The organism is Arthrobacter sp. NPDC093128, assembly GCF_040683875.1.
Taxonomy (GTDB): Bacteria; Actinomycetota; Actinomycetes; order Actinomycetales; family Micrococcaceae; genus Arthrobacter.
Window position 1 is genome coordinate 206,909 of the sequence record NZ_JBFBEY010000005.1, and the last position, 26,471, is coordinate 233,379.

16 protein-coding genes and 2 pseudogenes are annotated in these 26,471 nt (G+C 63.4%); 8 read left to right on the top strand and 10 right to left on the bottom strand.

Features of this window, described 5'->3' with window-relative positions; translation table 11 throughout:
* The first annotated feature begins 21 nt into the window (after window positions 1-21).
* Window positions 22-366, top strand: a complete 345-nt coding sequence (locus tag AB0N24_RS08195; RefSeq protein ID WP_364122739.1) for a hypothetical protein — start codon at window positions 22-24, stop codon at window positions 364-366.
* A gap of 131 nt (window positions 367-497) precedes the next feature.
* Here AB0N24_RS08195 and AB0N24_RS08200 read toward each other — a convergent pair whose 3' ends face one another.
* The 3 genes and pseudogenes from AB0N24_RS08200 to AB0N24_RS08210 form a co-directional block, all read right to left on the bottom strand.
* Window positions 498-2,180, bottom strand: a complete 1,683-nt coding sequence (locus tag AB0N24_RS08200; protein ID WP_364122741.1) for an ATP-binding cassette domain-containing protein — start codon at window positions 2,178-2,180, stop codon at window positions 498-500.
* A gap of 47 nt (window positions 2,181-2,227) precedes the next feature.
* Window positions 2,228-4,222 carry a penicillin-binding transpeptidase domain-containing protein gene (locus AB0N24_RS08205; RefSeq protein ID WP_364122743.1) on the bottom strand — a complete coding sequence of 665 codons (1,995 nt, stop codon included), beginning with the start codon at window positions 4,220-4,222 and terminating at the stop codon, window positions 2,228-2,230.
* A gap of 54 nt (window positions 4,223-4,276) precedes the next feature.
* Window positions 4,277-4,411 (bottom strand): annotated as a pseudogene (locus AB0N24_RS08210) (LuxR C-terminal-related transcriptional regulator); the annotation flags it as partial.
* Between the two features lie 12 nt (window positions 4,412-4,423).
* Here AB0N24_RS08210 and AB0N24_RS08215 point away from each other — a divergent pair.
* Window positions 4,424-4,730: pseudogene (locus tag AB0N24_RS08215) on the top strand (ABC transporter ATP-binding protein); the annotation flags it as partial.
* Here AB0N24_RS08215 and AB0N24_RS08220 read toward each other — a convergent pair.
* Window positions 4,691-5,053 carry a helix-turn-helix domain-containing protein gene (locus tag AB0N24_RS08220; RefSeq protein ID WP_364122745.1) on the bottom strand — a complete coding sequence of 121 codons (363 nt, stop codon included), beginning with the start codon at window positions 5,051-5,053 and terminating at the stop codon, window positions 4,691-4,693. The pseudogene AB0N24_RS08215 and the gene AB0N24_RS08220 overlap by 40 nt on opposite strands.
* Before the next feature lie 119 nt (window positions 5,054-5,172).
* On the opposite strand from AB0N24_RS08220, the gene AB0N24_RS08225 reads away from it, so the two are divergent.
* Window positions 5,173-5,823 (top strand): NAD(P)H-binding protein, encoded by a 651-nt coding sequence (locus AB0N24_RS08225; protein ID WP_364122747.1) that lies wholly within the window; start codon window positions 5,173-5,175, stop codon window positions 5,821-5,823.
* Between the two features lie 9 nt (window positions 5,824-5,832).
* On the opposite strand, the gene AB0N24_RS08230 is transcribed toward AB0N24_RS08225, so the two are convergent.
* From AB0N24_RS08230 to AB0N24_RS08250, 5 genes are all read right to left on the bottom strand, one after another.
* Window positions 5,833-7,272: an NAD(P)/FAD-dependent oxidoreductase gene (locus tag AB0N24_RS08230; RefSeq protein WP_364122749.1), complete on the bottom strand. Its 1,440-nt coding sequence runs from the start codon at window positions 7,270-7,272 to the stop codon at window positions 5,833-5,835.
* Window positions 7,265-8,734 (bottom strand): glycosyltransferase 87 family protein, encoded by a 1,470-nt coding sequence (locus AB0N24_RS08235; protein ID WP_364122751.1) that lies wholly within the window; start codon window positions 8,732-8,734, stop codon window positions 7,265-7,267. The genes AB0N24_RS08230 and AB0N24_RS08235 overlap by 8 nt, the downstream gene beginning before the upstream one ends.
* A 201-nt stretch (window positions 8,735-8,935) precedes the next feature.
* A complete protein-coding gene (locus AB0N24_RS08240; protein ID WP_364122753.1) occupies window positions 8,936-9,181 on the bottom strand; it encodes a hypothetical protein in 246 nt (81 codons plus the stop codon).
* 599 nt (window positions 9,182-9,780) lie between these two features.
* A complete protein-coding gene (locus AB0N24_RS08245; protein WP_364122863.1) occupies window positions 9,781-10,362 on the bottom strand; it encodes a histidine phosphatase family protein in 582 nt (193 codons plus the stop codon).
* A gap of 3 nt (window positions 10,363-10,365) precedes the next feature.
* On the bottom strand, window positions 10,366-11,856 hold the full coding sequence (locus AB0N24_RS08250; protein WP_364122755.1) for a CCA tRNA nucleotidyltransferase: 1,491 nt from the start codon (window positions 11,854-11,856) through the stop codon (window positions 10,366-10,368).
* Between the two features lie 160 nt (window positions 11,857-12,016).
* Between AB0N24_RS08250 and AB0N24_RS08255 the strand changes: the two genes are divergently transcribed.
* From AB0N24_RS08255 to trxA, 5 genes are all read left to right on the top strand, one after another.
* Window positions 12,017-12,565: an NUDIX hydrolase gene (locus tag AB0N24_RS08255; protein ID WP_364122757.1), complete on the top strand. Its 549-nt coding sequence runs from the start codon at window positions 12,017-12,019 to the stop codon at window positions 12,563-12,565.
* Window positions 12,566-12,631: 66 nt separating this feature from the next.
* Window positions 12,632-14,722, top strand: coding sequence for a murein biosynthesis integral membrane protein MurJ (gene murJ, locus AB0N24_RS08260; RefSeq protein WP_364122759.1), 2,091 nt, complete (start codon window positions 12,632-12,634; stop codon window positions 14,720-14,722).
* A gap of 165 nt (window positions 14,723-14,887) precedes the next feature.
* Window positions 14,888-16,498, top strand: a complete 1,611-nt coding sequence (locus AB0N24_RS08265) for an ABC transporter substrate-binding protein (RefSeq protein WP_364122761.1) — start codon at window positions 14,888-14,890, stop codon at window positions 16,496-16,498.
* Between the two features lie 208 nt (window positions 16,499-16,706).
* Window positions 16,707-17,663 carry a thioredoxin-disulfide reductase gene (trxB, locus tag AB0N24_RS08270; protein WP_364122763.1) on the top strand — a complete coding sequence of 319 codons (957 nt, stop codon included), beginning with the start codon at window positions 16,707-16,709 and terminating at the stop codon, window positions 17,661-17,663.
* Between the two features lie 37 nt (window positions 17,664-17,700).
* Complete coding sequence (gene trxA / locus AB0N24_RS08275; RefSeq protein ID WP_364122765.1) at window positions 17,701-18,027, top strand: thioredoxin; 327 nt, start codon at window positions 17,701-17,703, stop codon at window positions 18,025-18,027.
* A gap of 7,162 nt (window positions 18,028-25,189) precedes the next feature.
* Here the strand turns inward: trxA and AB0N24_RS08280 are convergent.
* Window positions 25,190-26,458, bottom strand: coding sequence for a ParB/RepB/Spo0J family partition protein (locus AB0N24_RS08280; protein ID WP_364122767.1), 1,269 nt, complete (start codon window positions 26,456-26,458; stop codon window positions 25,190-25,192).
* Window positions 26,459-26,471: the final 13 nt, after the last annotated feature.

Here is a 26,471-nt window from a genome sequence, read left to right on the forward strand (position 1 = left end):
GGACGGCGTAGTGTTTTCCCTATGGCTGAGGAACTCTTCAAGGACGGCAAACTTTCAGGAGCCGGGAACTACCTCGACGGCGAACGCGAGGGCCGCTGGCTCTTCTACTACCGGAACGGGCAGCTGAAGGCTGATGCCGGCTACCGCCGCGGTGAACTGGACGGAGACTGCGTCTGGTACCGCGAAGGGGGCGGGCTGCTCCAGAAGGGGTCGTTCCGTGAGGGGCAGCAGGACGGTTTCTGGCAGCGGTGGCACAGCACCGGGAACCTCATGGATGAAGGAACGTACGACGCCGGCCGCAAAGTGGGCGAATGGGTCACCTACGCGCCCGACGGCGCGGAGACCAAGCGCAAGACCTTCAAATAATCCGACGCTCTCTCACTTCCTGCGACTAATCCCCCAACCCTCTCTCACTTCCTGCAGGGAAAACACGAACGCTCGCTCACCAGGTGAGCGAGCGTTCGCGCAAAATGTGCAGGAAGTGCGAGAACGTCCGCTCAGCGGGCGCGCTGCACGCGCTTCTCGTCCCAGACAGGCTCGGCGGATTCGTACACCCTGCCGTCCGAACCGAACACCATGAAGCGGTCGAAGGTCCGGGCGAACCAGCGGTCGTGCGTCACGGCCAGGACGGTTCCCTCGAAGTGGTCTATGGCGCGTTCCAGCGCCTCGGCCGAGTGCAGGTCCAGGTTGTCGGTCGGCTCATCGAGGAGCAATAGTGTGGCGCCGGAGAGCTGAAGCAGCAGGATCTGGAACCGGGCCTGCTGCCCGCCGGACAGGGACTCGTACTTCTGCTCCGACTGCGAGGCCAGGCCGTAGCCGTCCAGGGCGCCGGCGGCAGCCTCGCGGCCCAGGCCGGAGCGGTGCTCGTCGCCGCGGTGCAGGATCTCCAGCAGCGTCTTGCCGAGGAGGTCCGGGCGGACATGCGTCTGCGCGAAGAAGCCGGGACGGATCCGGGCGCCGAGTTTTACGGTGCCTTCGTGGGGCACTTCGGCGATGTCGACGTCGGACACCGGCAGGTGTTCACGCTCCGGGTCGGTGCCGCCGGTGGCGAGCAGCCGCAGGAAGTGGCTCTTGCCGGAGCCGTTGGAGCCGAGCACGCCGACGCGGTCACCGAACCACACCTCGGTGGAGAACGGCTTCATCAGTCCGGTCAGTTCCAGCTTTTCGGCCACGATGGCCCGCTTGGCGGTCCGGCCGCCCTTGAGCCGCATCCGCACGTTCTGCTCGATCGGCAGCGCCTCGGGCGGCCCGGCTTCGAGGAACTTCGCCAGCCGGGTCTGCGCCGCGTGGTAGCGGTTCGCCATGTCGGAGCGGAACGCCGCCTTGTTCTTGTACATGTTGACGAGTTCCTTGAGCTTCACGTGCTCCTCGTCCCAGCGCTTGCGCAGCTCCTCGAAGCGGGCATTGCGGTCTGCACGCGCCTCGACATAGGAGCCGAAGCCGCCGCCGTGGACCCACGCGCCCGCACCGTTGATGCCCGGTTCGAGGGTGACGATGCGGCCGGCCGCGTTGTTGAGCAGCTCGCGGTCGTGGCTGATGAAGAACACGGTCTTCTTGGACTCGTTGAGCTTGCCCTCGAGCCAGCGCTTGCCCGGCACGTCGAGGTAGTTGTCCGGTTCGTCCAGGAGCAGGAGCTCGTCCGGGCCGGCGAAGAGCGCCTCCAGTACCAGCCGCTTCTGCTCACCGCCGGAAAGGCTCGACGCCGGGCGGTGCTGCGCACGGTCGAACGGCAGTCCCAGCGCGGCCATGCAGACCTCGTCCCAGACGGTCTCGACGTCGTAGCCTCCTGCGTCTCCCCAGTCCACGATTGCCTGGGCGTACTGCATCTGGGTGGGCTCGTCGTCGTGCTCCATCATGGCCATCTCGGCCTCGTCAACGGCGCGGGCGGCGGCGGCCAGGGCGGGCGGGGCAGCCGAAACCAGCAGGTCGCGCACGGTGGAGTCATCCCGGACCTGTCCGACGAACTGGCGCATGATGCCCATGTTGCCGGAGCGTCCGATTACGCCTTCGTCCGCGATGAGGTCGCCGGAGATGATCCGGAACAGCGTGGTCTTGCCCGTTCCGTTGGGCCCGATCAACGCGGTTTTGGTCCCGTCCGGGACCTTGAAGGTCACGCCGTTGAGCAGCTGGGTGCCGTCGGACAGGAAGTAATCGATATTGGATACGTCAATATGAGCCACGCTTCCATCCTCCCACGGCCACCCCGCCGGAGTTTTTGAAGGTCGTGCTACCCCGCTGCGACCAGGAATTTTTTGAGCAGCGGGCCCGAGGTGGTGGCGCCAAGGCCGCCTTCCTCGACGAACACGGCAACGGCGAGGTCTCCGTGGACAGCCACAATCCAGGCGTGCGTCTTCGGCGGGTTTTCGTTGCCGAATTCGGCGGTGCCGGTCTTGGCGCCGACGGGTTCCCCCGGCACGGAAGAGAGGAAGCCAGCGTGGCCCGACGTCACCACTGCACGCATCATGTCGGCCAGGGCGGCAGCCTCCGCCGCCGTAACCGGCTTGTCCGCGGCTTTCGCGGGCGCAGCTGCAGTGGAGGTCAACGACGGCGACGTTCCGTCCGCCGTCGGCGTTCCGGCGCCGTCCGTGCCCGCCGTGCCGGCGCCGGCTTCAGCGTTGAGCACGAGGGTGGGCGAGACGGGGGAGCCCTTGGCTACGGATCCGGCCATGACGGCGGCTGCCAGCGGGGACAGGAGCACCTTGCCCTGTCCGATCATGGATGCGGCATGTTCGGTGCCTTCAGCCTCGCCGGGGACGGAGCCGAGGAAGGCGTCAGCCCCCAGGCCGGGCGCCTCAACGGCAACGCCCAGGGAAGTGGCTGCGGACTCCAGCTGGGCCTGGCTGACTGAATCCCGGGCCGAGATGAACGCGGTGTTGCAGGAGTGTGCAAACGCGTCGCGCAGGGTGACGGACCCAAGGGAGTCTGCCGGATAGCCTTCGGCGTTCTTGAACGTGCGGCCGTCCACCGTGAGTGTGGGCGTGCACTCAACCTTGGAGTCCGGGGTCATGCCGTTGCGGATCATGGCGAGTGAATCCACCATCTTGAACGTTGAGCCCGGGGCGTACTGGCCCAGCATTGCGGTGTTATAGCCGTTGCTGCCGGGGCCTGACGCTGCGGCCAGCACCGCGCCGCTGGAGGGACGCAGGGCCACGATGGCGGAGGCCGGACCGACATCGGCAAGGACGTCTTCTGCAAGCTGTTGAAGATTCGGATCCAGGGTGGTTTTCACGGGCGTTCCCGGCTTGATCTCAACCTGGAAAAGGAGCCTGCGGCCTTCATCGGGAAGCGCCTGCTTCTCGTCAGCCGTGAGGCCGGCCTTTTCGGCGAAGACCTGGATTCCATCGGTGCCGCGGAGTTGTGCGTCATATTGCTGCTGCAGCCCGCCGGTGCCGGTGGTGTCCCCGGCTTTGAGCGTCCCGCCGGACTTTTCAATTTGTTCGGCGTTAGCTTCGGCTGCAGTGCCCAGGAGGGCGCGGGCGAAGGTGCGGGTGGGTGCCAGCGGCAGGAGGCCGCGGATGGAACGGGCGCCCGGAATCTCGGCGATCTGCGCGTCCGTGATGGTCCGGCCGTCCTCGCGCAGGGTGATGGCGGCGACGAAGGCCTCGGCCCCGGCCGCCTGAACCTGCTGGGTGTAGGTGGCCGGATCCACTCCCACAAGCTGGGCAAGTTTGGTGGCGGACGCGGCCGGATCGGCGGAAGCGAGCTGGGGCTTGTCGATGCCGACGTTCACTACCGGCCGGTATGTGACGAGTTTTGCGTCACCGGCACCCAGGATCTCGGCCCGCTGCGGTGATTGCACGGCCGAGCTGAGGACTTCGCCGTCCGCCAGTTCGGGGACCAGCATGTCCGGCTTCCACACGGTCAGCCACTTGTCGCCGGACTTCTTCAGTTCGGCGGAGACGGTGTACTTCCAGTCATCGGAGCCGATCTTCCAGCTGTAGTTCAGCGGAAACGTTGCGGTGTCCTTCTCCAGTTTCAACTCGCCGCTTTCAACAGCCGGCTTGGCAGGCTCGAGCGCCTGGAACACCTCTTTCAGCTGTTCGTTGGCGGCGGCGGCGTCCTTGCCGTCAAAGGCAACGGAGCCTACATCCAGCGCAGCCACTGCGGCAGCGAGCTGCTTCGCGGCGTCCTGCGCCCCGGCACGGCCGTCATCGCAGGCCACCAGCGATCCGCCAAGTATGAGTCCGACAAGGGCAAGCGAAAGTTTCTGAAAGTTCCCCACCGCGCCATTATGCCCGTTGGCGCGGACAAAGTTCTTGTCACAGCGTTGCTGCGCTCAGGCGGGGCGGATGATCCGGCGCTGCGTGGCGACCGAAATAGCCGCCGTGCGGTTGTCCACGCCCAGCTTGCCGTAGATGTGCACCAGGTGGGTCTTGACAGTTGCCTCGGAAATGAAGAGCTGCCGGGCGATGCGGTGCCTGCCGCTGCGGCGCTGATCCGCCCGACCTCCGGTGTGGTCACCGTCGACGGCCAGGAAGCCACGGGCCTGCCGACGCCGGACTGGCGGCACTGCGCAGGGATAAGGTGGGCATCATATTCCAGCAACCCAATCTCCTGCCGTCCCTGACGGCACTCGACCAGCTCCTCCTGACGAATTAAGGGTGGCCACCGTGATGGTCACCCACGACACCGAATTCGTGCCGCTGACGGATGCCGTGGCCACCATGCGGGATGGCCGGATCTCTGCCCGTCAGCCCTCCGGCAGCGCCCCGTCACGGGCGTCATCATAGGCGTCCCTGGCGTCCAGGATGCTGGGAACGTTTGACTCGGCCCATTCCCGGAGGACCGCGAGAGGGCCCAGCAGCGACTCCCCCAGGCCGGTCAGTTGATAGTCGACGCGCGGGGGAACCTGGGCGAACACTGTCCGGGTGATCAGCCCGTCCCTCTCCAGCGTCCTGAGGGTCTGGGTCAGGACCTTGGGCGTAATGACGTGGACGTGCTTGCGCAGTTCGGAGAATCGGACGGGGCCGTCCGCGAGCACCTGGACCACAAGCGACGCCCATTTGTCCCCGATCCGTTGGAAAACAACGCGGGACGGGCACAGCGGATCCATGATGTCGGCTCCTGGCCTTAGGCCGGGCAGAACGGTATCCAAGCAGCACCTCATTTCTCTGAAGTCAACGGTATCCTATAGATACTGTGAAGTCCTACGGTACCAACGCTAGGAGCGGCATGAAGATTGCGGTGTACGGTGCCACCGGGATGGTGGGCGGCCAGATCGTCAAGGAGTCGCTGCGACGGGGCCACGAAGTAACGGCCGTCTCGCGGACAGGCGCCCCCGTCCGAGGTGCCACGGCATGCAGCGCCGAACTGGCGGATGTCCGCACGTTCGCCAACATAGCCAATGATCACGACGCCGTAGTGCTGGCCACGGTGCCCAGCCGCACCGGCGGCGACCACGGTGAGTGGCTGGCGGCCATGACGGCCGCCTTCAGCCACGCCGGCGATACGCGGCTGTTGGTGGTGGGCGGTGCAGGTGCGCTCGAAATCAACGGTGTCCGGCTATGCGATTCCCCCAATTTCCCTGAGCCGTACCGGCCCGAGGCCCGCACCATGGCAGCTGCCTACGACGAGATCCGGTCAGCCCCGGAGACCCTCGACTGGACCGTGGTTGCCCCTGCGCCCGTCATGCAGCCGGGTCCCAGGACCGGCACGTACGTCACGGCGAAGGATTCGCCCGCCGGCCCTTCCATCTCCACTCAGGACTTTGCCGTGGCGATGCTGGACGAGTTGGAGGCCCCGTCCCATCACCGTGCCCGCTTCACGGTGGCAAACCCTGAAGGAGCGATGGCCCGGGACGCTCCCGCCTATCCCGTCTCCTGAACTGGAGGGCTAGAGGCCCAACCGGGGCAGCGTCAACCCGAATATGTCCTTGAGTGCATATTTAGCGGCATGGAAGCCCGGCATGCCGGTCACACCGGGACCTGGCGGGGTCGACGAGGAACAGAGGTACACACCGGCAAGCGGAGTGCGCCACGGCACGGGGCTGATTACCGGCCGCTGGATCAGCCCGCGGAGATCCATCAGTCCGGCAGCGAAATCTCCGCCGACGTAGTTCTGGTTGTACTCGGCCAGCCCGGACGCCGTCGTGACGTGGGCCTGGACCACGAGGTCCCGGAAACCCGGGGCGAACCGTTCCAGCTGGGCCGAAACCGCCTCCGTCATGTCAACCGTTGAACCCGCCGGAACGTGGCAGTAGGTCCACAGGATATGCCGCCCCTCCGGAGCGCGGGAGGCGTCAAAACGTGACGGCTGGGACACCAGCACGTAGGGCCGCTCCGGGTGCTTCCCCGCCGCCACAAGGTTTTCAGCCTCGGCCATCTCGGCGCGTGAGCCGCCCAAATGGACTGTTCCGGCGTCGGTCAATCCGGCTGCGGCCCACGGCACAGGTCCGGACAGGATGAAGTCCACTTTGCAGGCCGCGTTGCCGAAGCGGAAAGACTCCAGCGACCGGCGGTAACCGGAAGGCAAGCTGTCCCCGGCGAGCCTGAGCAGTGCAGGCGGCGCAATATCCAGGAGAGTCGCCTTGGCCGGCGGCAGCTCCTCCAGGGAGCCGATCGGCCGCCCGGTCTCGACGGTCCCGCCATGGGCTTCGATGTCCCGGACCATGGCCCGGGCGATCGACACGGACCCGCCCACGGGTATTGGCCAGCCCTGCGCGTGGGCCAGCGTCCCGAGCATTAGCCCGGCTCCCGAAGGTGCCAATGACGGCAGCCGTCCCACGGAGTGCGCGGCAACACCGGTCAGGAGTGCCGGCGCCAGCTCGTCCCGGAATCTGGCACCCCATGCCGGTGAACCCTGTTCGAGCGTCCGCAGCCCGAAGAGAATGGCTGCGAGCGGATCGTGCGGGATGCGCAGGAGCTGGTTGAGGGTGAAGTCGGCTACGCCGTTCGCCCGGCGTACGAGAGGTGCCATCAGGCGGCGGTAGGCGGGGCCGTCGCGCCCCAGCCCTGCAACCGTCCGGTCCAGGGAGTGGTACGCCAGGGCAGCCCGGCCGCCGTCCAGGGGCGACCCGAAGGAGAGCTCCGGCGTGATGAGTTCCACGCGCCGGGACAGCTCGAACGACCGGAAGAACGGCGACGCAAGCGCCATGGGTTGCACGGCGGAGCAAATGTCGTGCAGGTGCCCCGGCTGCATCAGCTCGGACGTCCGAAGTCCGCCGCCAGGGGTGCCGGCTGCCTCATACACGTGCACCTTGAGGCCCGCGCGGGCCATTGTCACCGCAGCAGCGAGTCCGTTGGGACCGGAGCCGACGACGGCGACGTCAGGCATTGCTGGCCGCCCGCCGCCACGGAAGGACCGACGAGGCAGGATCTCCCGGATTCAACCGCAGCCAGTCCCGGGCGCCGTCGAACGGGCCGCCCTGGGGATCGTCCAGCGCATGGCGGCGGATGATGTCATAGCCCGGGTCCCAGATGTCCCAAGCCACGCGGACCATAAGGTACGCCGTGGCGATCATGTGCAGGCCCACTGCCAGCACGTAGTACGGCATATCGATATTGTGCTGCGTCGGGCCGCCGCTGGTCACCTGTCCCAGGTACATCCACACGGCCGCCCAGTGCAGTCCCTCGATCCCCTGCCAGATGAGGAAGTCGCGCCAGCGCGGGCGGGCGAGGGCCAGCAGGGGGATCAGCCAGATGACGAACTGGGGCGAATAGACCTTGTTCGTCAGGATAAACGCCGCCACAATCAGGAACGCCAGCTGTGCCAGCCGGGGGCGGCGGGGTGCCGTCAGGGCCAGGCCTGCGATGAGCACGCAGCTGATGAGGAAGAGGTTGAGGGCAAGGGTGTTGATCGCCTCCGGCCCCAGGACCGGCCATTGCAGGCGTCCGGCCACAAGGTTGTACGCGAACCAGGGGGAGCTGTAGCCGGCCGGGCGGTCCTCCGTGAATTGGTAGAAGTACTTCCAGCCGGAGGGGTTCATGGCGGCAATGGGGATGTTGACGGCGAGCCAGGCCGCGGCGGCTGCGGCGGCTGTGACCAGTAGCGGACGGATCTTCCCCGTGCGAAGGGCCAGCAGGAGGATCGCGCCGAAAACCAGGACCGGATACAGCTTGGTGGCCGTGCCCAATCCGATGAGGATGCCGGCCAGCACCAGCCGTTCGCGCGAGAAGAAGTACATCCCGACGGCCAGCAGTCCGACCGCCCACACGTCCCAGTTGATCACTCCGGCGAGGATGATCCCGGGTGCGACGGCCACCATGGCCGCGTCCCACGGCCTGCGGCGGCTCATGCGCGCGGTGGCCAGGACCGTAACGATCCAGACGGCGGCGATCAGTGTGGCGTTGACGTCGAAGTAGCCGAGGATGCGGGCATCCGTGGCCCCCTGCCCGGGGACCAGCAAAGCTGTCAGCCCCGCAATAATTCCCATCAGGACGGGATACTCGAAGAAACTGCCCTCACTGAAAAAGGGGAAGGTGCCGTCGCCCAGTCCGCGGTTGCGGAAAAGTTCCGGGAAATCCGAGTAGCAGGTGGAATAGAACTGGCCCGGCGACTCCCAGCCGTTTGCCCGGCAGTAGTTCTTGACCAGGACACTCGCCAGGGCGGCCAGCACGGTGAGGATGATGAGGACGCGTTCGACGGTGAAAATTCCGGGTGAGACGACGCCCGGTGCAGCCCGGTGGCCCATGGGGCCGCCGATCAGCTCGGTGAAGTTCCTGAGCAGGAGATCGCTTCGGCTCGGGATAACCAGGCGGGACCGTTTTCGGTGCGCCGGCGGCATAGTCTCCTGCATTCCTCGAGCTTACCGTCGCAGTTAGGGGATCAGGGCCCCCGTAGCGGCTTGGCCCGCCCGGGGGAGCGGCTCCGGCAAACAAAAAGCCCACGCGTTGCCGCGTGGGCTTTTTGTGCATGGATATCGGTTGTCGCCATCAGGTCCTCCTGGTTGATCCGTTCCCGGCTGCAGCCCGGGAAGTTCAGAAACGAAGGTCCTGCCTCAGCGGATGACGCCCATCTGGTGCATTACGACGTACACGTCTTCACGTTTCTGGTCGAGGAGCTGGCCGTCGAACAGCGTCTTGTCCTTCAGGGCAGGCCTCCAGCCCAGGCGCAGAACGCTTCGGAGTCTTTTCATCATGGTTACCTCCTTCCGGGGTGTGTTTCGCCGGTGCCGGACGCGGCGGCGTTCGACACGGCGCTTTGACTCGGTCGTGCTGACGGTGGTGCTGACAGTGGTGTTCACGCTGGATCCTTTGATTGGTTGAATGGTGAATTCGCTTGTAATTTGGCATGACAATTAGGGCCAGCTAATTGCGGGAATTAATGGCTTGAATAAAGGCAGGGAAATACCCGGTGTATATACGCGCGAAAAAAATGCGCTAAGTAGTTGGTGGGTTTCGCCGGGCGAAGGATGGCCCCTGGATGCAGTTACGCCGCAGTCCCCAACAAGAAGCTGGGTTCCGAACTATGGGGTGGTGTTGCGCAACCGCACGGGCCCGCGCGGACGGCCGCCTGCCGCACGGCTTCCGTTGTCAGGAAGCCGGTCGCCGATACCTCGGCCGCAAGGCCGAGGTCAGTGGGTCAGGAGACGGTCAGTCCGTGATTTGGGCGCGATTCAGCAACAGAGGCCGGGACGCGGTGATGGTCATCTTCCATCCGCTAGTCAAAGTAATCATTTTCCCAACCTCCTTTTCTGCTTTGCCGCCGGCCAGTTGACTAACTGGACAACGCGCGCCGGTGACCCTGGCAGAACGCACTGGGGTCAGAAATAAAATTACACTAAGCTCAGGGCTTTTGCCTACTGAATTTAGAAGATTCTTCGAAATATTTGATAAATCGTCTTTATAGTCCCCAGCGGACCACAGCGGGGGTCTTCTTATCCCACCCCAGGGTGCAGACTTTCGCCGTGCCCAGGATGAAGTGCCGGCCTTCCTGCGGGTCCAGCCCGAGCCAGCGCGCGGTAAGGATCCTGGAGAAGTGGCCGTGGGCCACAATGAGAACGTTGTCGAGGCCGGATTCCAGCACGCGGGCCACGATCTTGTCCGCCCGCGCTGCCACTTCTTCCAAAGCCTCGCCGTTGGGTACACCGTGGGTCCAGATCAGATACTCCGGGTTGTCCTTGCGGATCAGGTCCGAACTGATGCCTTCATAGTCGCCGTAGTTCCATTCCACCGCGAGGGGTTCCTGTTCGGCGTCGGGGAAGCCTGCGAGTTCCGCCGTCCGGCGGGCCCGCCGCAGCGGCGAGGTCAGCACCAGGTCGAAGTCGACGCTATCGAGGACCTTCCGTGCCTCCACGGCCTGCTGCTCGCCTTCCACCGTCAGGGGAAGGTCCGTGAGTCCGGTGTACTGGCCGCTCTTTGACCATTCGGTTTCACCATGGCGCAGGATCCAGAGCTGGGGGCGGGCAGTGCTGTTGAGTGACATCACTTATGACTCCTCGGTAGTGGAAAGTTCGACGCCGGCGGCCGGCTCGTGTTGGGCGGCTTCAGGCTGGTCCGCCCACCACTCACGCAGCTTTGCCTCGGCTACAGCAGGTTCGAGCGGGCCGTACTCCATGCGCTGGTCAAGCAGGAACTTATAGGCCTTGCCCACCACCGGCCCGGGTTTCAGGCCAAGCAGGGCCATGATCTGGCCGCCGTCGAGGTCGGGCCGGACGGCTTCCAGTGACTCCTGTTCCCGCAGCGCCGCGATGCGCGCTTCAAGGTCGTCATAGGCGAAGGACAGCCGGTCCGCCTTGCGCTGGTTGCGGGTGGTCACGTCCGAGCGTGTCAGCAGATGCAGACGGTCCAGGAGGGGCCCCGCGTCGGTCACGTAGCGGCGGACCGCGGAGTCGCTCCAGCCGGCCTCGCCGTAGCCGTAGAAGCGCATGTGCAGCTCGACCAGCCGTGCCACAGCCTTGATGGTGTCGTTGTCGAAGCGGAGGGCCTTCATCCGTTTCTTGGTCAGTTTGGAGCCCACCATGTCGTGGTGGCGGAAGCTCACCGCGCCGCCCGGCTCAAAACGGCGCGTAGCCGGCTTGCCGACGTCGTGCATCAGTGCCGCAAACCGCAGGACAAAATCCGGGCCGGGCACGGGGCCCTCACCATCGGTTTCCATCCCTGCGGCCTGCTCCAGTACCTGGAGGGAGTGCTGGTAGACGTCCTTGTGCCGGTGGTGTTCGTCAGCCTCCAGGCGCAGGGCGGAAACTTCCGGCAGGACGAATTCCGCAAGGCCGGTGTCCACCAGGAGGTCTATGCCCACGCGGGGGTGGGTTCCGCAGATGAGTTTCACCAGCTCCTCGCGGATCCGCTCCGCGGAAATGATGGTGATCCGCTCCGCCATCTGTGTCATGGCCCGCTTCACGTCGTCGCGGACCGCCACACCAAGCTGGGAGGCAAAGCGGGCCGCCCGCATCATGCGCAGCGGGTCATCGGAAAAGGATGTCTCGGGGGCGCCGGGAGTGGCCAGCACGGAGGCGTGGAGGTCGCGGACTCCGCCGAAGGGGTCCACGAGTTCCAAGGTGGGCAGCCGCAGCGCCATGGCATTGATGGTGAAGTCCCGGCGAAGGAGGTCATCCGTCAGGGATGACCCGAACGCGACGGCGGGCTTGCGCGACTCCGGGTCGTACGCCTCGGCGCGGTAGGTGGTGATCTCGATCTGGAAGCCGGATTTCTTCATGCCGATCGTCCCGAACGCCCGTCCGATCTCCCAGAAGTTGTCCGCCCACTTACGGATCAGCGCCAGGGTCTGGTCCGGCGTGGCGTCCGTGGTGAAGTCGAGGTCGGGGGAGAGCCTGCCCAGGAAAAGGTCACGCACGGGCCCGCCCACCAGCGACAGTTCATGGCCGGCGTCGACGAAGCGCTGCCCGAGCTCCAGGACCACCGGGTCCACCTGGAAATCGACGGTGTGGGAGTCGGACTTTTGATGTGCGTGCGCCATAGTTACTTAAGCTTGTCAGAAAACCACGCCAACAAGCACCAATAGGGGCCGCGGAACCATGCCGTTACGCCGCGGGTTCCGGAAACTGCGTCACACGCAGTCCACTTTCTTGTCATGTTCCGGTCATCACCAAGGGGCAAGAGTCGTTAGAGTGGACTTCATGGCCCATCCCGTACCGAGTGCTCCAGGCAGGAGGACAAACCCACCGTTGCCGTCGGCAATCGGTGCCCATGTCGCGCCCGCCCAGCACCCGGGGCCGGCCTCGCTGCCTACCGTCGAGGAAGTCTCCGCCGGCGGCGTTGTTGTTGACACGTCCGACGGCGAGCTGAGGGTTGCGATCATCGCCCGCCTTAACCGCGGCGGCCGCCTCGAATGGTGCCTGCCGAAGGGCCACCCTGAGGGCAAGGAAAAGAACGAGGAAGCGGCAGTCCGCGAGATCGCCGAGGAAACGGGCATCAGCGGCAACATCCTGGCGCCGCTCGGCAGCATCGACTACTGGTTCACGGTCAGCGGGCACCGGGTCCACAAGACCGTCCACCACTACCTGCTTCGGGCTACCGGCGGCGAGCTGACCATCGAAAACGATCCCGACCAGGAAGCCGTGGATGTCGCCTGGGTGCCCATCCAGGAGCTCGCACGCAAGCTATCTTTTCCGAATGAACGCCGCATTGCCGACCTCGCCAGAGAAGTACTGCCGGAACACCTCTGAGGTCATGTGACGGATTCCATGAAGCGCCCACGTGCGTAACTGCGCACCTTTGAGACGATGAAGGCCATGTCAGCAGCCAATCCAGCCACTCCCGAACCGGGCTCGGCCGAATCCCAGGCCGATTCCCGGACTGTCCAGCGGGGAGAGGCCCGTTCCAGCGCCATCATGGCCGCAGGGACCCTGGTCTCCCGCTTCCTGGGCTTCGGCAAGACCTGGATGCTGGGTTTTGCCCTTGGCCTGGGCTCCACGGTCAATGACACCTTCATCAACGCAAACAACCTGCCGAACCTGATTTTCCTGCTGGTGGCCGGCGGCGTGTTCAACGCCGTCCTGGTGCCCCAGATCATCAAGGCCAGCAAGGGCCCGGACAGGGGAGCGGACTACATCAGCCGCCTGCTCACGCTGGCTGTCCTGGTGCTTGTGAGCCTGACCCTGCTCGTCACCCTCCTGGCTCCGTGGGTCATTGAGCTGACCACGCAGGGGTACTCACCTGAACAGAAATCACTCGCGGTGTCCTTCGCGTTCTGGTGCCTGCCGCAGATCTTCTTCTACGGCCTGTACGCCCTGCTGACGCAGGTGCTGAACGCCAACGGCGCCTTCGGTCCCGCCATGTGGGCACCCATCCTGAACAACATCGTGGCCATTGCCGGCCTGGGCATGTTCATCTGGATCCTCGGGCCCAACCTCACGAATCCCCACACCCTGGACAACTGGGGCCCCACCCAGACCTTCCTGGTGGCCGGGTTCTCCACCATCGGTGTGGTGGCCCAGACCGCCATCCTGCTGATTCCGGTGTTCCGGCTCCGGCTGCGGCTCCGGCCCAGGTTCGGCTGGCGCGGGGTTGGCCTGGGACAGGCCGCAAAACTGAGCGTCTGGACGCTGCTCACTGCCGCCGTCGGGCAGCTCGCTTTCCTGTACGTGATGCGCATTGCCACCATTCCGGGTGCCGAGCGGCTTCGCCTTGAGCGCGCGGGGGACCTCACTGCTGCCGCCACCCTGCCCGGCAACGCCGTGCTGGAGGTGGCCAGCCAGCTGTACCTGCTGCCGCACTCCATCATTGCCCTGTCCCTCGCGACCGTGCTGTTCAACCGGATGACCCGGGCAGTCCAGGACGGTAACCGGGCCGAGTTGCGGGACGCGCTGTCGCACGGCCTCAGGACCATGGCAGTGGCCACGGTCTTCGGGGCACTGGCGCTGTTCGCCCTCGCCGGGCCGCTGGGCATGTTCTTCTCGGGCGGAAAAGAGCAGGACGGCGTGATGCTCGCCCAGACGCTCACCATCCTGGCACTCAGCACACCGTTCATGAGCGCCAACTTCATGATGTCCCGGGTTTTTTACGCCAACGAGGACGCCCGGACGCCGTTCTACATCCAGCTCGTGCTGGCCCTCGTCAACGTCGTGGCGGCGTTCAGCATTCAGTTCCTGCCCTTCGATCAGATCATCTTCGCCATTGCCATCCTGTACACGGGCGGAAACATCCTGTCGGTGGTTGTGAGCGCGTTTTTCCTCCGCCGCCTGTTGGGTCATCTGGACGGTCCCCGGATCGCCAACTCCTACATCCGGATGGGTTACGCGGCGCTGGGTTCCGCTGTGGCAGGTGCCGGTGGGCTTTGGCTCATGGGCAGCTACAGTGCCGATGGGTTTGCCTGGAGCGGCAGGATCGAGGCCCTGGTGACCATTGTCGTCGTCGGACCCGTGATGCTCGTGGCGTACCTGATGCTGCTGAAGCTTTTCCGCGTCACCGAACTTCGCGACCTGCTGCAGCCCCTGCTCGGCCGCCTGGGCCGGCGCTCAGCCCCCGCCGCCGCCGGACCGGAGGAACCCTCCGCGGGGACGCCGGCGGGCACCCCTGCGGCACGGGGACGTGCGACGGCGGAGCGCGCCACGGTTTCGGTTGACACCGGCCTGATTCCCAGGATTTCCGGAGAGTTCGACGCTGCGTCGTTCCGTGCGGGACCCCAGGTTGAAGAACCGGTACAGCACCACGACGGGCAGGGTCCGGCATCCGCGGACGAATACCTCCCGGCAGAGGAAGTGCCCAATACCGCCCGGGGAAGCATCATGCGTGAGGAGATCCCGCTGCCTGGCCGCAGGACATTCCAGGGAACGGCCGGCCGCAACCCGTACTTCAGCAGGCACCGGAGGAAGAAAAGGTGACAATGCGGTGGTTTCACAGCGCCTGTCTCACACGGCCGTTATGCTCCATCGGCTAGGATCAGAAGCTAACTAGGGTAATTACAGACCAGAAATTAACCGGCTAACCGGCGGATCCGCTTTGGCACGACCGAAGCGGCGATTCCCCGGACAGTCTAGGAGGAACCCGTGTCCCACCCGATCGATGTTGGATCAGTGCTCGGCGGCCGCTACAAGGTCACCGCCACCGTATTGACCTCACACGACCATGATCTGGTGCTGGATGGTGTTGACCAAGTCCTCAACCGGCCGGTGAGCATCCTGGTTGCGGGTCCGGACAACGCGGAGCAGGTAGCCCAAAGCGCCCGCGAGGTTGCCACCGGAGAACGTCCCGGAAATGTCCAGATCCTGGACCTTGGCGTAAGCGATTCCACAACCTACCTGATCACCAACCACACATCGGCTGCCGATCTCCTGGACCTTGTGGTTGCGTCCCACCCTCCGTACGTTGAGCCCTTCTTTACCGACACCCTCGGAAGCGAGATTTTCGGTCAGGCCCGGTCCCACGAGCCCGAGACCTATGACGGCCTCTACGACGAAGAAGAGGTCGACGCCGGCTACATCAATTACGGCAACAACAAGCCCGCTGGCCAGGTCGGCAAACAGTCGACGCCCCCGGTGGTGCCGCCTCGCGCTGCACCGGCGCGCCCGTCGGCGGCGCCCTCCCTTGGCTCCTCCGGCGCCGGTGCTGCCAATGGACGCGGACCCGGTGCCGGGGCTGCAGCCGCCGGTGCGGCCGGTGCCGCCGGGCTTGCTGCCGGAGCGGCGGCGGGCAAATCATCCGGGGATCCTTCCACTGCACCCCAGGCGACCACCCCGCAGCAGGCCGTTTCCCCGCAGGCCAGCACGCCGGCGTCAGCGCCCAGCGCACCGCGGAACACCGAAGCGCTAAAGGCCCAGGCCCCGGCTGCGGAATCTCCAAAAGTGTCCCTGTGGGCCGACGATGACTATGACTACGGGGATGAAGCGGCCCCTGCCACCGGGCCCGCCAAGACGGCGCGAGAGCGCATGGCCGGCACTTTCCCGGCTTTTGCCCGAAACAGTCGGGATGATGAGACAGACGAATACTACGACGACGATGAGCCCGTGGAGCGCGAGCCCCGGTCAATGCGATGGCTCGTGGGCGGGCTGCTGGCCGCCGTACTGGTAGTAGGCCTCATCTTTGCCGTATCCAACCTGGGAAGCCTGTTCAAGAGCGAGCCCCAGAGCAATCCCGCCCCGGGAACCTCCGGTGCGTCCCAGCCGCAGACGTCGGGGGAGGCCAAACCGAGCGAGTCCGCCTCACCGGTGGCAGGCCCGCCGGCGGTCGACGGAGTATCCCGCCTGGGCGACTTTGACTTTGCCGCCACTTATGACGGCGACCTGTCAAAGACCTTTGACGGCAACGGTGCAAGCTACTGGTCGGATATGGAGTTCGCCACGGACAACTGGGGCGGCCTGGCACCTGACGTGTCACTCGTCGTCAAACTGAAGAGTCCGTCGAAAGTCTCTTCCATCACCCTTAGCCAGCTGGGCGGTTCCGGCGGCAGCATCAGTGTGCTGACGAATGACCGCCCGTCCATGGAGGGCGCCAAGCAGGTTGGAAGCAACAGCTTCACCTCGCCGGACCTGACCATGCCGCTTTCTGAGCCTGTGACGGCGCAGTATGTGATTGTGACCATCAAGAACCTCCCGAAGCTGGCGGCGCCCAAGACGCGCTTCGGCTACGGACTCCGACTCGCCGAGATCAAGGTCCAGTAGGCAGCCCCTGGCCCGGCAGCAACGGGTTCATGAACGCGTTCGAGGCCCGGTAACACGGCGTCTCCCAGCCCGACGAGACGGTACCCTGAGTGGTGGCGTCTTGTTGGGCTACCGCATTCCCCGGAATATTCAGCACCAACAATAGGTTGTGCCATGTGGCCGGCCAGCAAAAGCAGGCGCATCGACTAAGGAAGAGGTTCACCGTTCAGTGAGCAACGCAGAAAACACCGCGTCCCCGGTACGTGATGTCATCATCGTCGGCTCCGGCCCTGCAGGCTACACGGCTGCAGTCTATACGGCACGAGCCAACCTGAAGCCGCTGCTCCTTGCCGGTTCCGTCACCGCCGGCGGGGAACTGATGAACACCACCGACGTGGAGAACTACCCCGGGTTCCCCGAGGGCATCATGGGCCCGGACCTGATGGAGAACTTCGAAAAGCAGGCCGCCCGTTTCGGCACGGAGATCCAGTTCGAGGACGTCACCAAACTGGACCTCAACGGCGACATCAAGACCGTCACCATCGCCACGGGCGAGACCTTCCAGGCCCGCTCCATCATCCTCTCCACCGGATCGGCTTACCGCGAGCTCGGCCTTCCGAACGAGAAGCGACTCTCAGGCCACGGCGTTAGCTGGTGTGCAACCTGCGACGGTTTCTTCTTCAAGGATCAGGACATCGCCGTTATCGGCGGCGGAGACTCCGCCATGGAAGAAGCACTGTTCCTCACCAAGTTCGCCAAGTCAGTCACGGTCGTTCACCGCCGGGACACGCTGAGGGCCTCCAAGATCATGGCGGACCGCGCACAGGCCCACGAGAAGATTAATTTCGTGTGGAACACCGCCGTTGACGACGTCCTCGGCGGAGACAAAGTCACCGGCCTGAAGCTGAAGAGCCTTGTGGACGGCACCGAGTCGGAACTGGCCGTGACGGGCGTCTTCGTGGCCATTGGAAACGATCCCCGCACCGACCTGATCAAGGACACTCTGGACCTCACTCCGGAGGGGACCATCGCCGTCGAAGGCCGCAGTTCCAAGACGAGCGTCAAGGGCGTATTCGCGGCCGGCGACGTTGTGGACCCCACGTACCGCCAGGCAATCACAGCCTCCGGCTCTGGCTGCGTTGCAGCTATCGACGTCGAGCACTACCTCGCAGACTTCCACGCCTAAACAGCGCACTATTGATCCGAAGGGAAACAACAAGCTAATGAGCAACGCAAAAGACGTAACCGACGCAAGTTTCAGCACGGATGTTCTGTCGGCCGACAAGCCGGTCATCGTGGACTTCTGGGCCGAATGGTGCGGTCCCTGCCGCAAGCTGGGCCCGATCCTGGACGAGATCTCCGTTGAGTACAGCGAGAAGGTCAATGTCGTCAAGGTAAATGTTGACGACAACCCGGCTATCGCAGCCGAGTACGGCATCACCTCAATTCCGGCCGTCTACCTGTTCCAGGGTGGCGAGGTAAGGAACACCGTCATCGGCGCCAAGCCGAAGCAGTTCTTCGAGAAGGAATTCGCCGACGTCCTGTCGTAGCACGTTGACCGCCTGGAGCGGATCAAACGCAGCGGACCACGTGCCCCCGGAATTTTGGGTAGGCCGGACTTCCACCCGCAGAAACGGTGGCCATCACTCATCAGGGTGATGGCCACCGTTTTTCGTTCCCTGGGCGATTTTCCGGTGGGTTGGGAGTATGCGCTTGAGATGCAGATCGCCGTTTAGGGTGGGAGTCAGCGTTTGAGGTGTAGGTGGCTCCAGCAGCACTGGGGGGAGTGGTCCTAAAAGCCCAACTTCAACTTAGGTAAGTTGCTTCAAATGGTGCTCTTCCTCAGAAGGATTCCGGGCCCACGCCAGGATATTTGCCTGACGTGGGGACACTGTGACTGGTCCGCATGCGGTCCGGGCGGGGTGCCAGCACCTAGCGGATCTGACGGCAACTGTTTCACGTGAAACACCCGAAACACCGTGACCCGAAATGGGTGAAGGCCGATGGGGTCGAAGCCGGCCGGGTGTGGCCCCAAGAGGTGCGTACAGGCGAGGGATGGAATGACAGCGCAGTCCCGTTCACTAGTTTCTGAATGACAATGTTTCACGTGAAACGTGAAACATAGGACTGGCCGAATGGCCCCTTCCTCGCCCGCGTGCCATGAGTCCCACGACTCCACGGCACCCTCCTTCTCGGCCACGACCGACCTATGCACGTCTTGCCAGGTGACCTACCCACTAAAGGCCAACCCTTGCTGACTTCGGCAGGAACCCACCCGCCCAACGCGCGGGAATCTCTGCTCTCGAGTCTCCAAGTGGCGAACAGCATGCCGTTGATCCCCAACCCTGGACCGGGGAGCGTGCCTCCGCTCGGCCCGTCATGAATCCACAGGGCCGCAGCCAGGGGATGGGCGCGCAGAAGTCGCCATTGCGTCCGTTTAGCTACGCCTCCAAAGCGCTACAGACTTGATTTCCGCCGGTGGCGATTTCGACTCTCGTAGACTCGTCGCACCCACCGAACGGCTAGGCATGCGGGCACGTCGAAGGCCCAGCTGGCTGCACCCGGATCATGGAATCGATGTTCCCATCGGATCTGAATGCTTCAAGATCTAAGCGTGTGTCAAGAGGACAGGGAGTCCCGGGATCAACGCACCCCGTCCGGCGGAGGGTATGGGACACCATTCGTCGACGCGCCGGGGATTGCTGTCAGCTGCAAGTACCAGGTGAATGTGGCCAATGAACCGCTATTGTGCGGTGATGAGTTCTTCCCTGATCGTTTCATCTGGTGTTCGTGCCTCATGAGTCGGGTCCGCACCCAGAATCTTTCCCTGTCCGTAGTTAGTTGGACGGTTCCGCTAAGCCGCATGCTGCCATTACCATGGTTCACCTTCATCATCCGAGCCGAGCCGTCGCCCACTCACGAGCTGGAACCGGGGCCGGCGGCGAAGACCTTCAAATCGAACCACGCAGTGGTTGACGGAGCATCGCGGACTGTTCACGCAAGAGGGGCGCAGCCCGACGACGACGATCTGCCATTGGCACCGGTTAGGCCAAACGAAGAATCAGCACCTGAGGTGGCCGTACGTTTCACGTGAAACATCCGAGGTGGCATGCGAATCCGAAGCTCGCTCACACCCCCAGTGCGAACTTCCCGTGTCGAGTCCACAGCAAACCTCAAGGCCCAACAAGGTTCGCAGATCAAACGCACCACGGGGGAACGCGGATGGTCAGCCCGGCAGAAGGGGAGCAGCGGAGGGGTGGAGCAGCTCCACGGCTCCGCGACGCACGGGAGACACCTGAATCCCTACCCCTTGAGGTTCAATTTCGAGGAACCGCCACCTATCCCGCTATGGCTCCGTTTCAGAGTTGCGTGCAATTCGATGAGAAATTGAGCCAAACACTTCGCCTGTGCATTCGTTGGCGGTGACGGGAGAGGCCACTCTGCCCACTACGGTAATCCGGCTGAAGTGGATATTGCACAGACGGATGATCCCGGCAGGGGACTGAACCGACCTGAACGGAAGCCCTCCGGTCGGCTGCTCCCTGAAAACAGTACCTGTGGTGGCAACTAGTGCCAGGACCTCACTTGGATCTCCACTATGATTCACTCGCCACATATCCGACCGCGAGCACTCCGCAGATTGCTATTTCTGCGGGCTCTAGCAATAGTCCATAGCCCATTTGGTCCTGGAGCCCATATATTGCAGTTGCCAGGTGTATATCGCTAACTGCTCCTCGTTCTGCTGAAGAGTCATTCCGGACGTGAGTCAACGACTCGGCAGGCCCGAATATGTTTCACGTGAAACCGGACGACAATTGTGTGTGTACCGCTCGAACCATCGCTGCGTCCTCCTCGGGGCATCTCGACAGTGCGAGCGGAGGACTGCCGAACGAACGCAGGAAGGATGGGGTCAATCGGGCTCACGGGCTTCTTCAATCATTCTTGATGCTGCGCGAGAAAGGCAATGTGCGCAGCGCACCCGGCACCAATGCCAAGCGCATGAGGTGGGCCTGGAGGTCGAATGGACACAGAAAGCCCACTAGTGTTTCACGTGAAACACGGTTTCCGTCTGCGCTTAGAAACCGATCTGGATTTCACTGCATCGTCTGGGAGGCCGTCGGAGGTCGACGGAAGCGAAAACCAAGACGGACACAGCGCGGCCCAATACCTTCTTGCGGCTACGCTCCAGCAGCACGCAAAGGTGAGCAGCCAGAGCTCACAGTCCTGACTATATGTTGGTCTCCGGTCGTCTCCGCTTAGACACCGACACCAGCAATGAGCGCAAAACAATTGAGCATACGCAGGGCCACAAGTAGCGCCTGCACAATCCAACGCCCAACGAAGTCGTCTTTCGAACCATCAAGTGCGTGAACCATCAGGTGCAGGGAACATCGGTTGCTGCTGCGGAAAACCTGGCCTGTCCATCGTCGAGAACGTGGCCCCGGCCCGGTAAAGGAGCGGCTCTCACACGGCCTCTCATGAGACTCAGCCATACGCTCACGTTGTTGCCGGCACTGCACGCCCGGCCTTGAGCGTCGCTAGAGACATCTGCCGTCCAGGAGCACGCCGACACGTCGGCGCTTTGACTCCAACAGCCCATGGCTCAGCCTGCAACGAACCTCAGTGATGCCGAGGCGATGGACGTTCACCGCGCTCCACGGCCGCCCTGAACCCGCCGCACTGAGCTGCTTGCACTTCCGAACCGGCCGTCCCGATCCAGCCGGCCCGCTGCTGCGGCACTGGAAACGGATCCCGATCCAGTGCCATACGCCGGCGCTTCTGCCCGCCCCACCCTGGCCGGGTACGTCCACTGGCATACCGACTGCACGCGAACTCGTCTGTTGCAGCGTCACGAGCACACGTGAAGTGTTCCATCACCAATCCTGGCCAGGCAGATTCATTCGGACAGCGTACGGCGTCCCCGTGGACTAGCAGCAACAACGCTGAACGTCGATGCGGGGCCGGCACGACTGCCAGGCAAATCCGAGCAACGGACCGAAGAACGCCCCAGAGAGCGGACCTCTCAGCTGCTCGGCTGAAACCGGCCTTAGGCGCCTGATCCGAGATGGAGCTTGAGCGCTGTACTCAGCGCACGAGTCTTCGATGTCTCAGTCGGATGTCTTCGCCGCATATGCACTTTGGCCAAGCAGGTGAGAAGGAACACCTCACGGATCCCGTGCACCTCTGGCCGCGGGCAAACCCCGTTCCGACTAAATGCTCGCCAGGTGCCATAGCCCGATCCCTATCGTCGTCGTGCGGGGTGCGGGTGCGGGTCGGGTGAAGGCTAGCGAGATGTGCATCTTTTCGGCCATCAATGCCTGGCACAACGCGTTCATCAGACCATTCGATGCCAACCATCAGCCACTCGCAGTGACGATTTGGGGAGAGGCAGGCTTCCGGTTCTGCGGCGACCCCATGGCGATCATACGAACATCGTCACCGTGATGCGCCTGTCGGGCGCACAGCGGGCTATCATCCGATCCACCGCGGAGCAGTCGTGGGGCCAACTTTTCCCCAGTCCTGCTTCGTTTCTCCACAGACGATATCCACATGTTTATCCACAGCTCCGGCAGCGAAGTTCTCATTGTGACTCTCGACATAACCGATACGTGCATCGGGCCGCCCTCGCCTGTGGCGCGAGTCACTTAATGCGACGGTTGTGAAGTGTACTGATTAGTCTTCAGGAATAGTCGCAAAAGACGCTTGAATCGGGCGATATTGGCCGAAATTGCCGATTTTGGATGCTGTTTTTCCTCGGAGAGAACGGCGGGCGATGTTTCACGTGAAACACGCAACGCGACGACGCCAAAACGGTCTTTCGGGCCTGCTGACGTTCGGCCGCGTAAAACCTGGGCGAGAGCGCTTCATCCCGGCTCTATCCACAAAGTTATCCACAGGGATATCCACCACGTTATGCACCTCGTTATACACCGCTGTGTCCGCTGCGCCTGGTCTTGGGCAAGAAGCTTGGATGCCGCCAGGCACCACCCGAGGGGACTGAGAAGACTCCAGGCCGCAGGACTAGAGACACCAATGCCCAGCGCAAGAACACATACCGGACCTCCTTGTTGTCGTTTCTTCCTGCGCTCAACAGTGACGTCCTAAAACGATCGTGAAGTGGCGACGCCAAATGCTTCGGGCTACGCCGGCGCCCATTAGCATGCCGCGGGATCGCGGAGGCGGTTCGCAAAGAAGAGCACACCCGGATCGATGGTCAACGAGCAAGGCGACGCGCGGACCAGCGAAGGCACGGCACGTAGTACGCAAAGTTGGGCCGCTGGCCGCAGGGCACGATACTTCAATTCTGTGGCTCTCCAGCCAGGCACCTCACGTCTCGGGCATCCGGGTCACGGTTCAAACCGGAATCACCCGCGCCGCTATGGGGGACCGTCCAGGCGGTTCGATACGAAACGGGGAACTCGCCATGAAGCCCGATGACGCTCCCAGTGCGTGGATTGCCATGGCTAGTTGATCCACCGAAGTTCGCATCCAGTAGACATTCCCGCGGGGGAGACTGGCTACACTCAACGCAGGGATGGCTGGAGTGGGCCGAGGCTTCCGTTCGAGGCCTGCACGGCATCACATCGATTGATACATCAGTGGCCCGGTCGCGGTTCTGCACGAACAGGGTTCGAGATAGGCTGCGGCAGATTCAAGTGCATCTGTCCGTCGGCCTGCCGGCAACATCGCAGCCGCAGCACCGGGCGAGGCCCAGCGGATCCTGGCGTCGTGATGACATGGTCTACGGGGGTACATGGAACAGTGTCGTTCATGGCTATCCACCGGGATTGCAGAGGCCGCCATTCGCGGCAGATTAAGTATGACTACTTGGCTCAACCCGCATGTTCCGCGTTTCACGTGAAACATCCAGTTCAGATCACCATCCCGAGTTCCAGCTGACGGATCCTGAGTTGCGCCACAGTCGAACCCCGTCGCCGGCTAGGTCGCGGCTTCAGAACACCGGCACCTCCGCTCACGACGGACCTTAGCAGCAGGGGAGACATAGTTGAAGACAAAAGGAGCCGTGGCCCGGGATTCAGTGCCGCGGCGTCACTGCCGTCAACCACAGATCAAGCAGCCTCTAACGCGTCCCCGGCATGACGAGTAGGGCGCCTCGGCCCATCAAAGGCGATGATCACGTTTCACGTGAAACATCTCGGATCCATACGCCGTTACCACCGGTCCTCTCCTGGCTCTTTGATCGTGCGACCTGGGTCCTTCTTTCTGGTCCCCCCAAGGCCGAGTCGAATTGACAACGAGCCCATGGTGTCGGAATCAGAGTCGGCGATCACAACCCGCTCCTCTGCTGCACACTGGGGTTCATACATAGCAACGACCTACCTGATGACTGCCCCGCCTCCCAAACAGCTTCATCCGCGCGAGTACTCCTTTCGACGCGGACAACAACTAACAACCTGCCCGCAAAACAAGCTGTTGTACCCAAAGCAGAGGCGGGAACAACGCAGACAAGAGTCATCCGAACACACGGACCAGCCTTCCGGATGTCTTAAATCTAGCCGTGGTCAAACCGTCGACGTAGACAGACCATGTTTGGGTGTCTTGATCAGATAGCCCGTCTACCCGCTGTGCTTCGTGGCGCGGAATTCGTCCGCATGTGTCCTGCATATGCCGGTAGAAGCCAGCGGACGAAGCGGGCAGTAGTCCCTCCGCGCTGTCCATTCGCGCACCTTTCAAAGACAGCGCGGCATGGACACACCCAGTACTGGCGCCTCCACAGCCTCCCGAATCCCCGAATGCGCCGATGCGCCGATGCGCCGATGCGCCGATGCGCCAGTCTGCCATCATCCTCGTCGTGCCCAGTGCAACCGCCACTGAACCGCCGTGGGCCACCATGTTTCACGTGAAACATGAGGGCAATTCAAACTGTGCAACCAAGAAGCCGGGGGGCCACATCCGGCTGAACGGGGAGAGCCCAGAGGCAGACTCCCTGTCGTGACCACCCCGATAGAACCATCGCGCGTCTGTTCCACCGAACCTTCACGCCACGATGGAAGTTCATATTGGTGAAACCAGGTTAGTTCACCGTGTTGGCCGGCGCCGATGCTGACTCTTGGCGACCAATCGCAAGCCGTCGCCCGAACCTCACTGCATAACAATCCGCCTCCGCAACTTTATCGGGCCTTCCAGCGTTAGCTTCCGGAGCGCGACTCCCATATAGGCGTGCAGCGATGGCGCAGTGATGTTTGGGCCTGACCACATCCTTTTGGTCCGAAACCTGCCGAGACGTGGAGATGAGCGGTTCCCCGCAATTTACAGCTGAAAATCCGCCCAACATCGGTGATTCCGTAGCGGTGGGGCCTGTGCGGCGCTCTGGGTGCGCCATCCGCCGCTAGGGGCGTCCCCGGATCAGCGAACAGCAGGCCGGGACTCACAAGGCTCCAGAAGGCCTCAGGGGATACTCCAGCAGCCCCTCAGAGCCCCTCCGAACCACCCGTGCCAAGGAATTCGAGTTGGAAAGCAGGGCATTCCAGCCCACCTCGGAGCATCGCCGCATGGTCTCGCCAAACTAGTAGCGCCAACGAGGTGGCGACCGGACAAGCAGAATCATGTCCAACTGCATGTACAGCAAGGACAGCAGTAGTGCACAACTGCACAACTGCCCTGGCCGACTAGAGTAGCTACGCCGAATCAAAAGGACAAACGAAAAGGGCCTGTTTCACGTGAAACAGGCCCTACTTCACTGCTGAGGTCTTAGTTCTCGGAACCAGGTGACAGTACTTCCATGATCCGGTTGAGGTCTTCCACGCTGGCGAACTCGATGCTCACGCGCCCTTTCCTGGCTCCAAGGGAGATCTTGACGTTGGTGTCCAGCCGATCCGAAAGTGACGATGCGAGGTAATCCAAGCGTTCGTGGCGTGCGCCCGGGCGGGGGACGTTGTTCTTAGTGGGTGCCGCCGGGCTCTGGTACAGAGTGACAGCCTCCTCGGTGGCGCGAACCGACATTCCCTCTGCGACGATCTTCTGGGCGAGGCGCTCCATCGCTGCCGCATCAGGAAGGGCAAGCAGGGCCCGTGCATGGCCCGCGGACAGAACACTGGCTGCGACCCGGCGCTGGACCAGTGGCGGCAGCTTGAGGAGACGGAGCGTATTCGAGACCTGGGGACGCGAACGGCCAATGCGGTCGGCAAGCTGCTCGTGGGTCGTGCCGAAGTCCTCGAGCAGCTGCTGGTAGGCAGCGGCTTCTTCGAGGGGGTTCAGCTGGCTGCGGTGAAGGTTTTCGAGGAGTGCGTCCCGAAGCAGGTCATCATCCGTGGTGTCCCTGACGATTGCCGGGATGGTTTCGAGCCCTGCGGCCTGTACTGCACGCCAGCGGCGTTCACCCATGACGAGCTCATACGGTTCGCCACCCTTTTCGGTTGAGGTGCGGACCACAATTGGCTGGAGAACGCCTATTTCGCGCACGGAGTGAATAAGCTCCGCCATGTCGTCCTCGTCGAAGACGGAACGCGGCTGCTTCCGATTCGGATGAATGTCACCGACCGGGATCTCAGCAAACCGGACGCCGGGAACCTCCACCAGCTCCGGTCCGTCGTCGGTGGCTGTAGCCGGGCCTGAAGCGGTCTCACTTTGTGCAGCTGCATCAGCTTCGGGCTGCTTTGCGGCACCGGAGCTGGCAACAGTTTTCCGGGCAGGAGATTTCGTGTCAGGAGACGCCGCACCATTGGCCGGGCTCTTGGTTGCAGCCGAACCAGAAGCATCCGCAGCCTTCGCTGAAGCCGCCTTGTTTCCGGAAGTCTTTTCAGCCGCAGCATTCCCGGAGCGTGGCTTTTCTGGCGCCGCAGCAGCTGCGTCCTCTTCAATGAGAACGCTGGCAGCCGTCGTCGGCTTCTTCCTGGCTTCCGGGAAAAACAGGTCAACAGGGCGTGAAGGCGCTGCGCCGTTACCCGAAGCGTTAGCCGGAGCGGAACTTGGAATGAGTGCGCCAAGACCACGACCGAGGCCGCGTCGCTTATCGCTCATGGTTAAATCCCTC

Bases quoted from the DNA above. Each gene is read 5' to 3' on its own strand.
- AB0N24_RS08195 (WP_364122739.1), top strand. From the start codon at position 22: ATGGCTGAGGAACTCTTCAAGGACGGCAAACTTTCAGGAGCCGGGAAC.
- AB0N24_RS08220 (WP_364122745.1), bottom strand. From the start codon at position 5,053: ATGGATCCGCTGTGCCCGTCCCGCGTTGTTTTCCAACGGATCGGGGAC.
- AB0N24_RS08225 (WP_364122747.1), top strand. From the start codon at position 5,173: ATGAAGATTGCGGTGTACGGTGCCACCGGGATGGTGGGCGGCCAGATC.
- AB0N24_RS08230 (WP_364122749.1), bottom strand. From the start codon at position 7,272: ATGCCTGACGTCGCCGTCGTCGGCTCCGGTCCCAACGGACTCGCTGCT.
- AB0N24_RS08235 (WP_364122751.1), bottom strand. From the start codon at position 8,734: ATGCAGGAGACTATGCCGCCGGCGCACCGAAAACGGTCCCGCCTGGTT.
- AB0N24_RS08245 (WP_364122863.1), bottom strand. From the start codon at position 10,362: ATGTCACTCAACAGCACTGCCCGCCCCCAGCTCTGGATCCTGCGCCAT.
- AB0N24_RS08250 (WP_364122755.1), bottom strand. From the start codon at position 11,856: ATGGCGCACGCACATCAAAAGTCCGACTCCCACACCGTCGATTTCCAG.
- AB0N24_RS08255 (WP_364122757.1), top strand. From the start codon at position 12,017: ATGGCCCATCCCGTACCGAGTGCTCCAGGCAGGAGGACAAACCCACCG.
- murJ (WP_364122759.1), top strand. From the start codon at position 12,632: ATGTCAGCAGCCAATCCAGCCACTCCCGAACCGGGCTCGGCCGAATCC.
- trxA (WP_364122765.1), top strand. From the start codon at position 17,701: ATGAGCAACGCAAAAGACGTAACCGACGCAAGTTTCAGCACGGATGTT.
- AB0N24_RS08280 (WP_364122767.1), bottom strand. From the start codon at position 26,458: ATGAGCGATAAGCGACGCGGCCTCGGTCGTGGTCTTGGCGCACTCATT.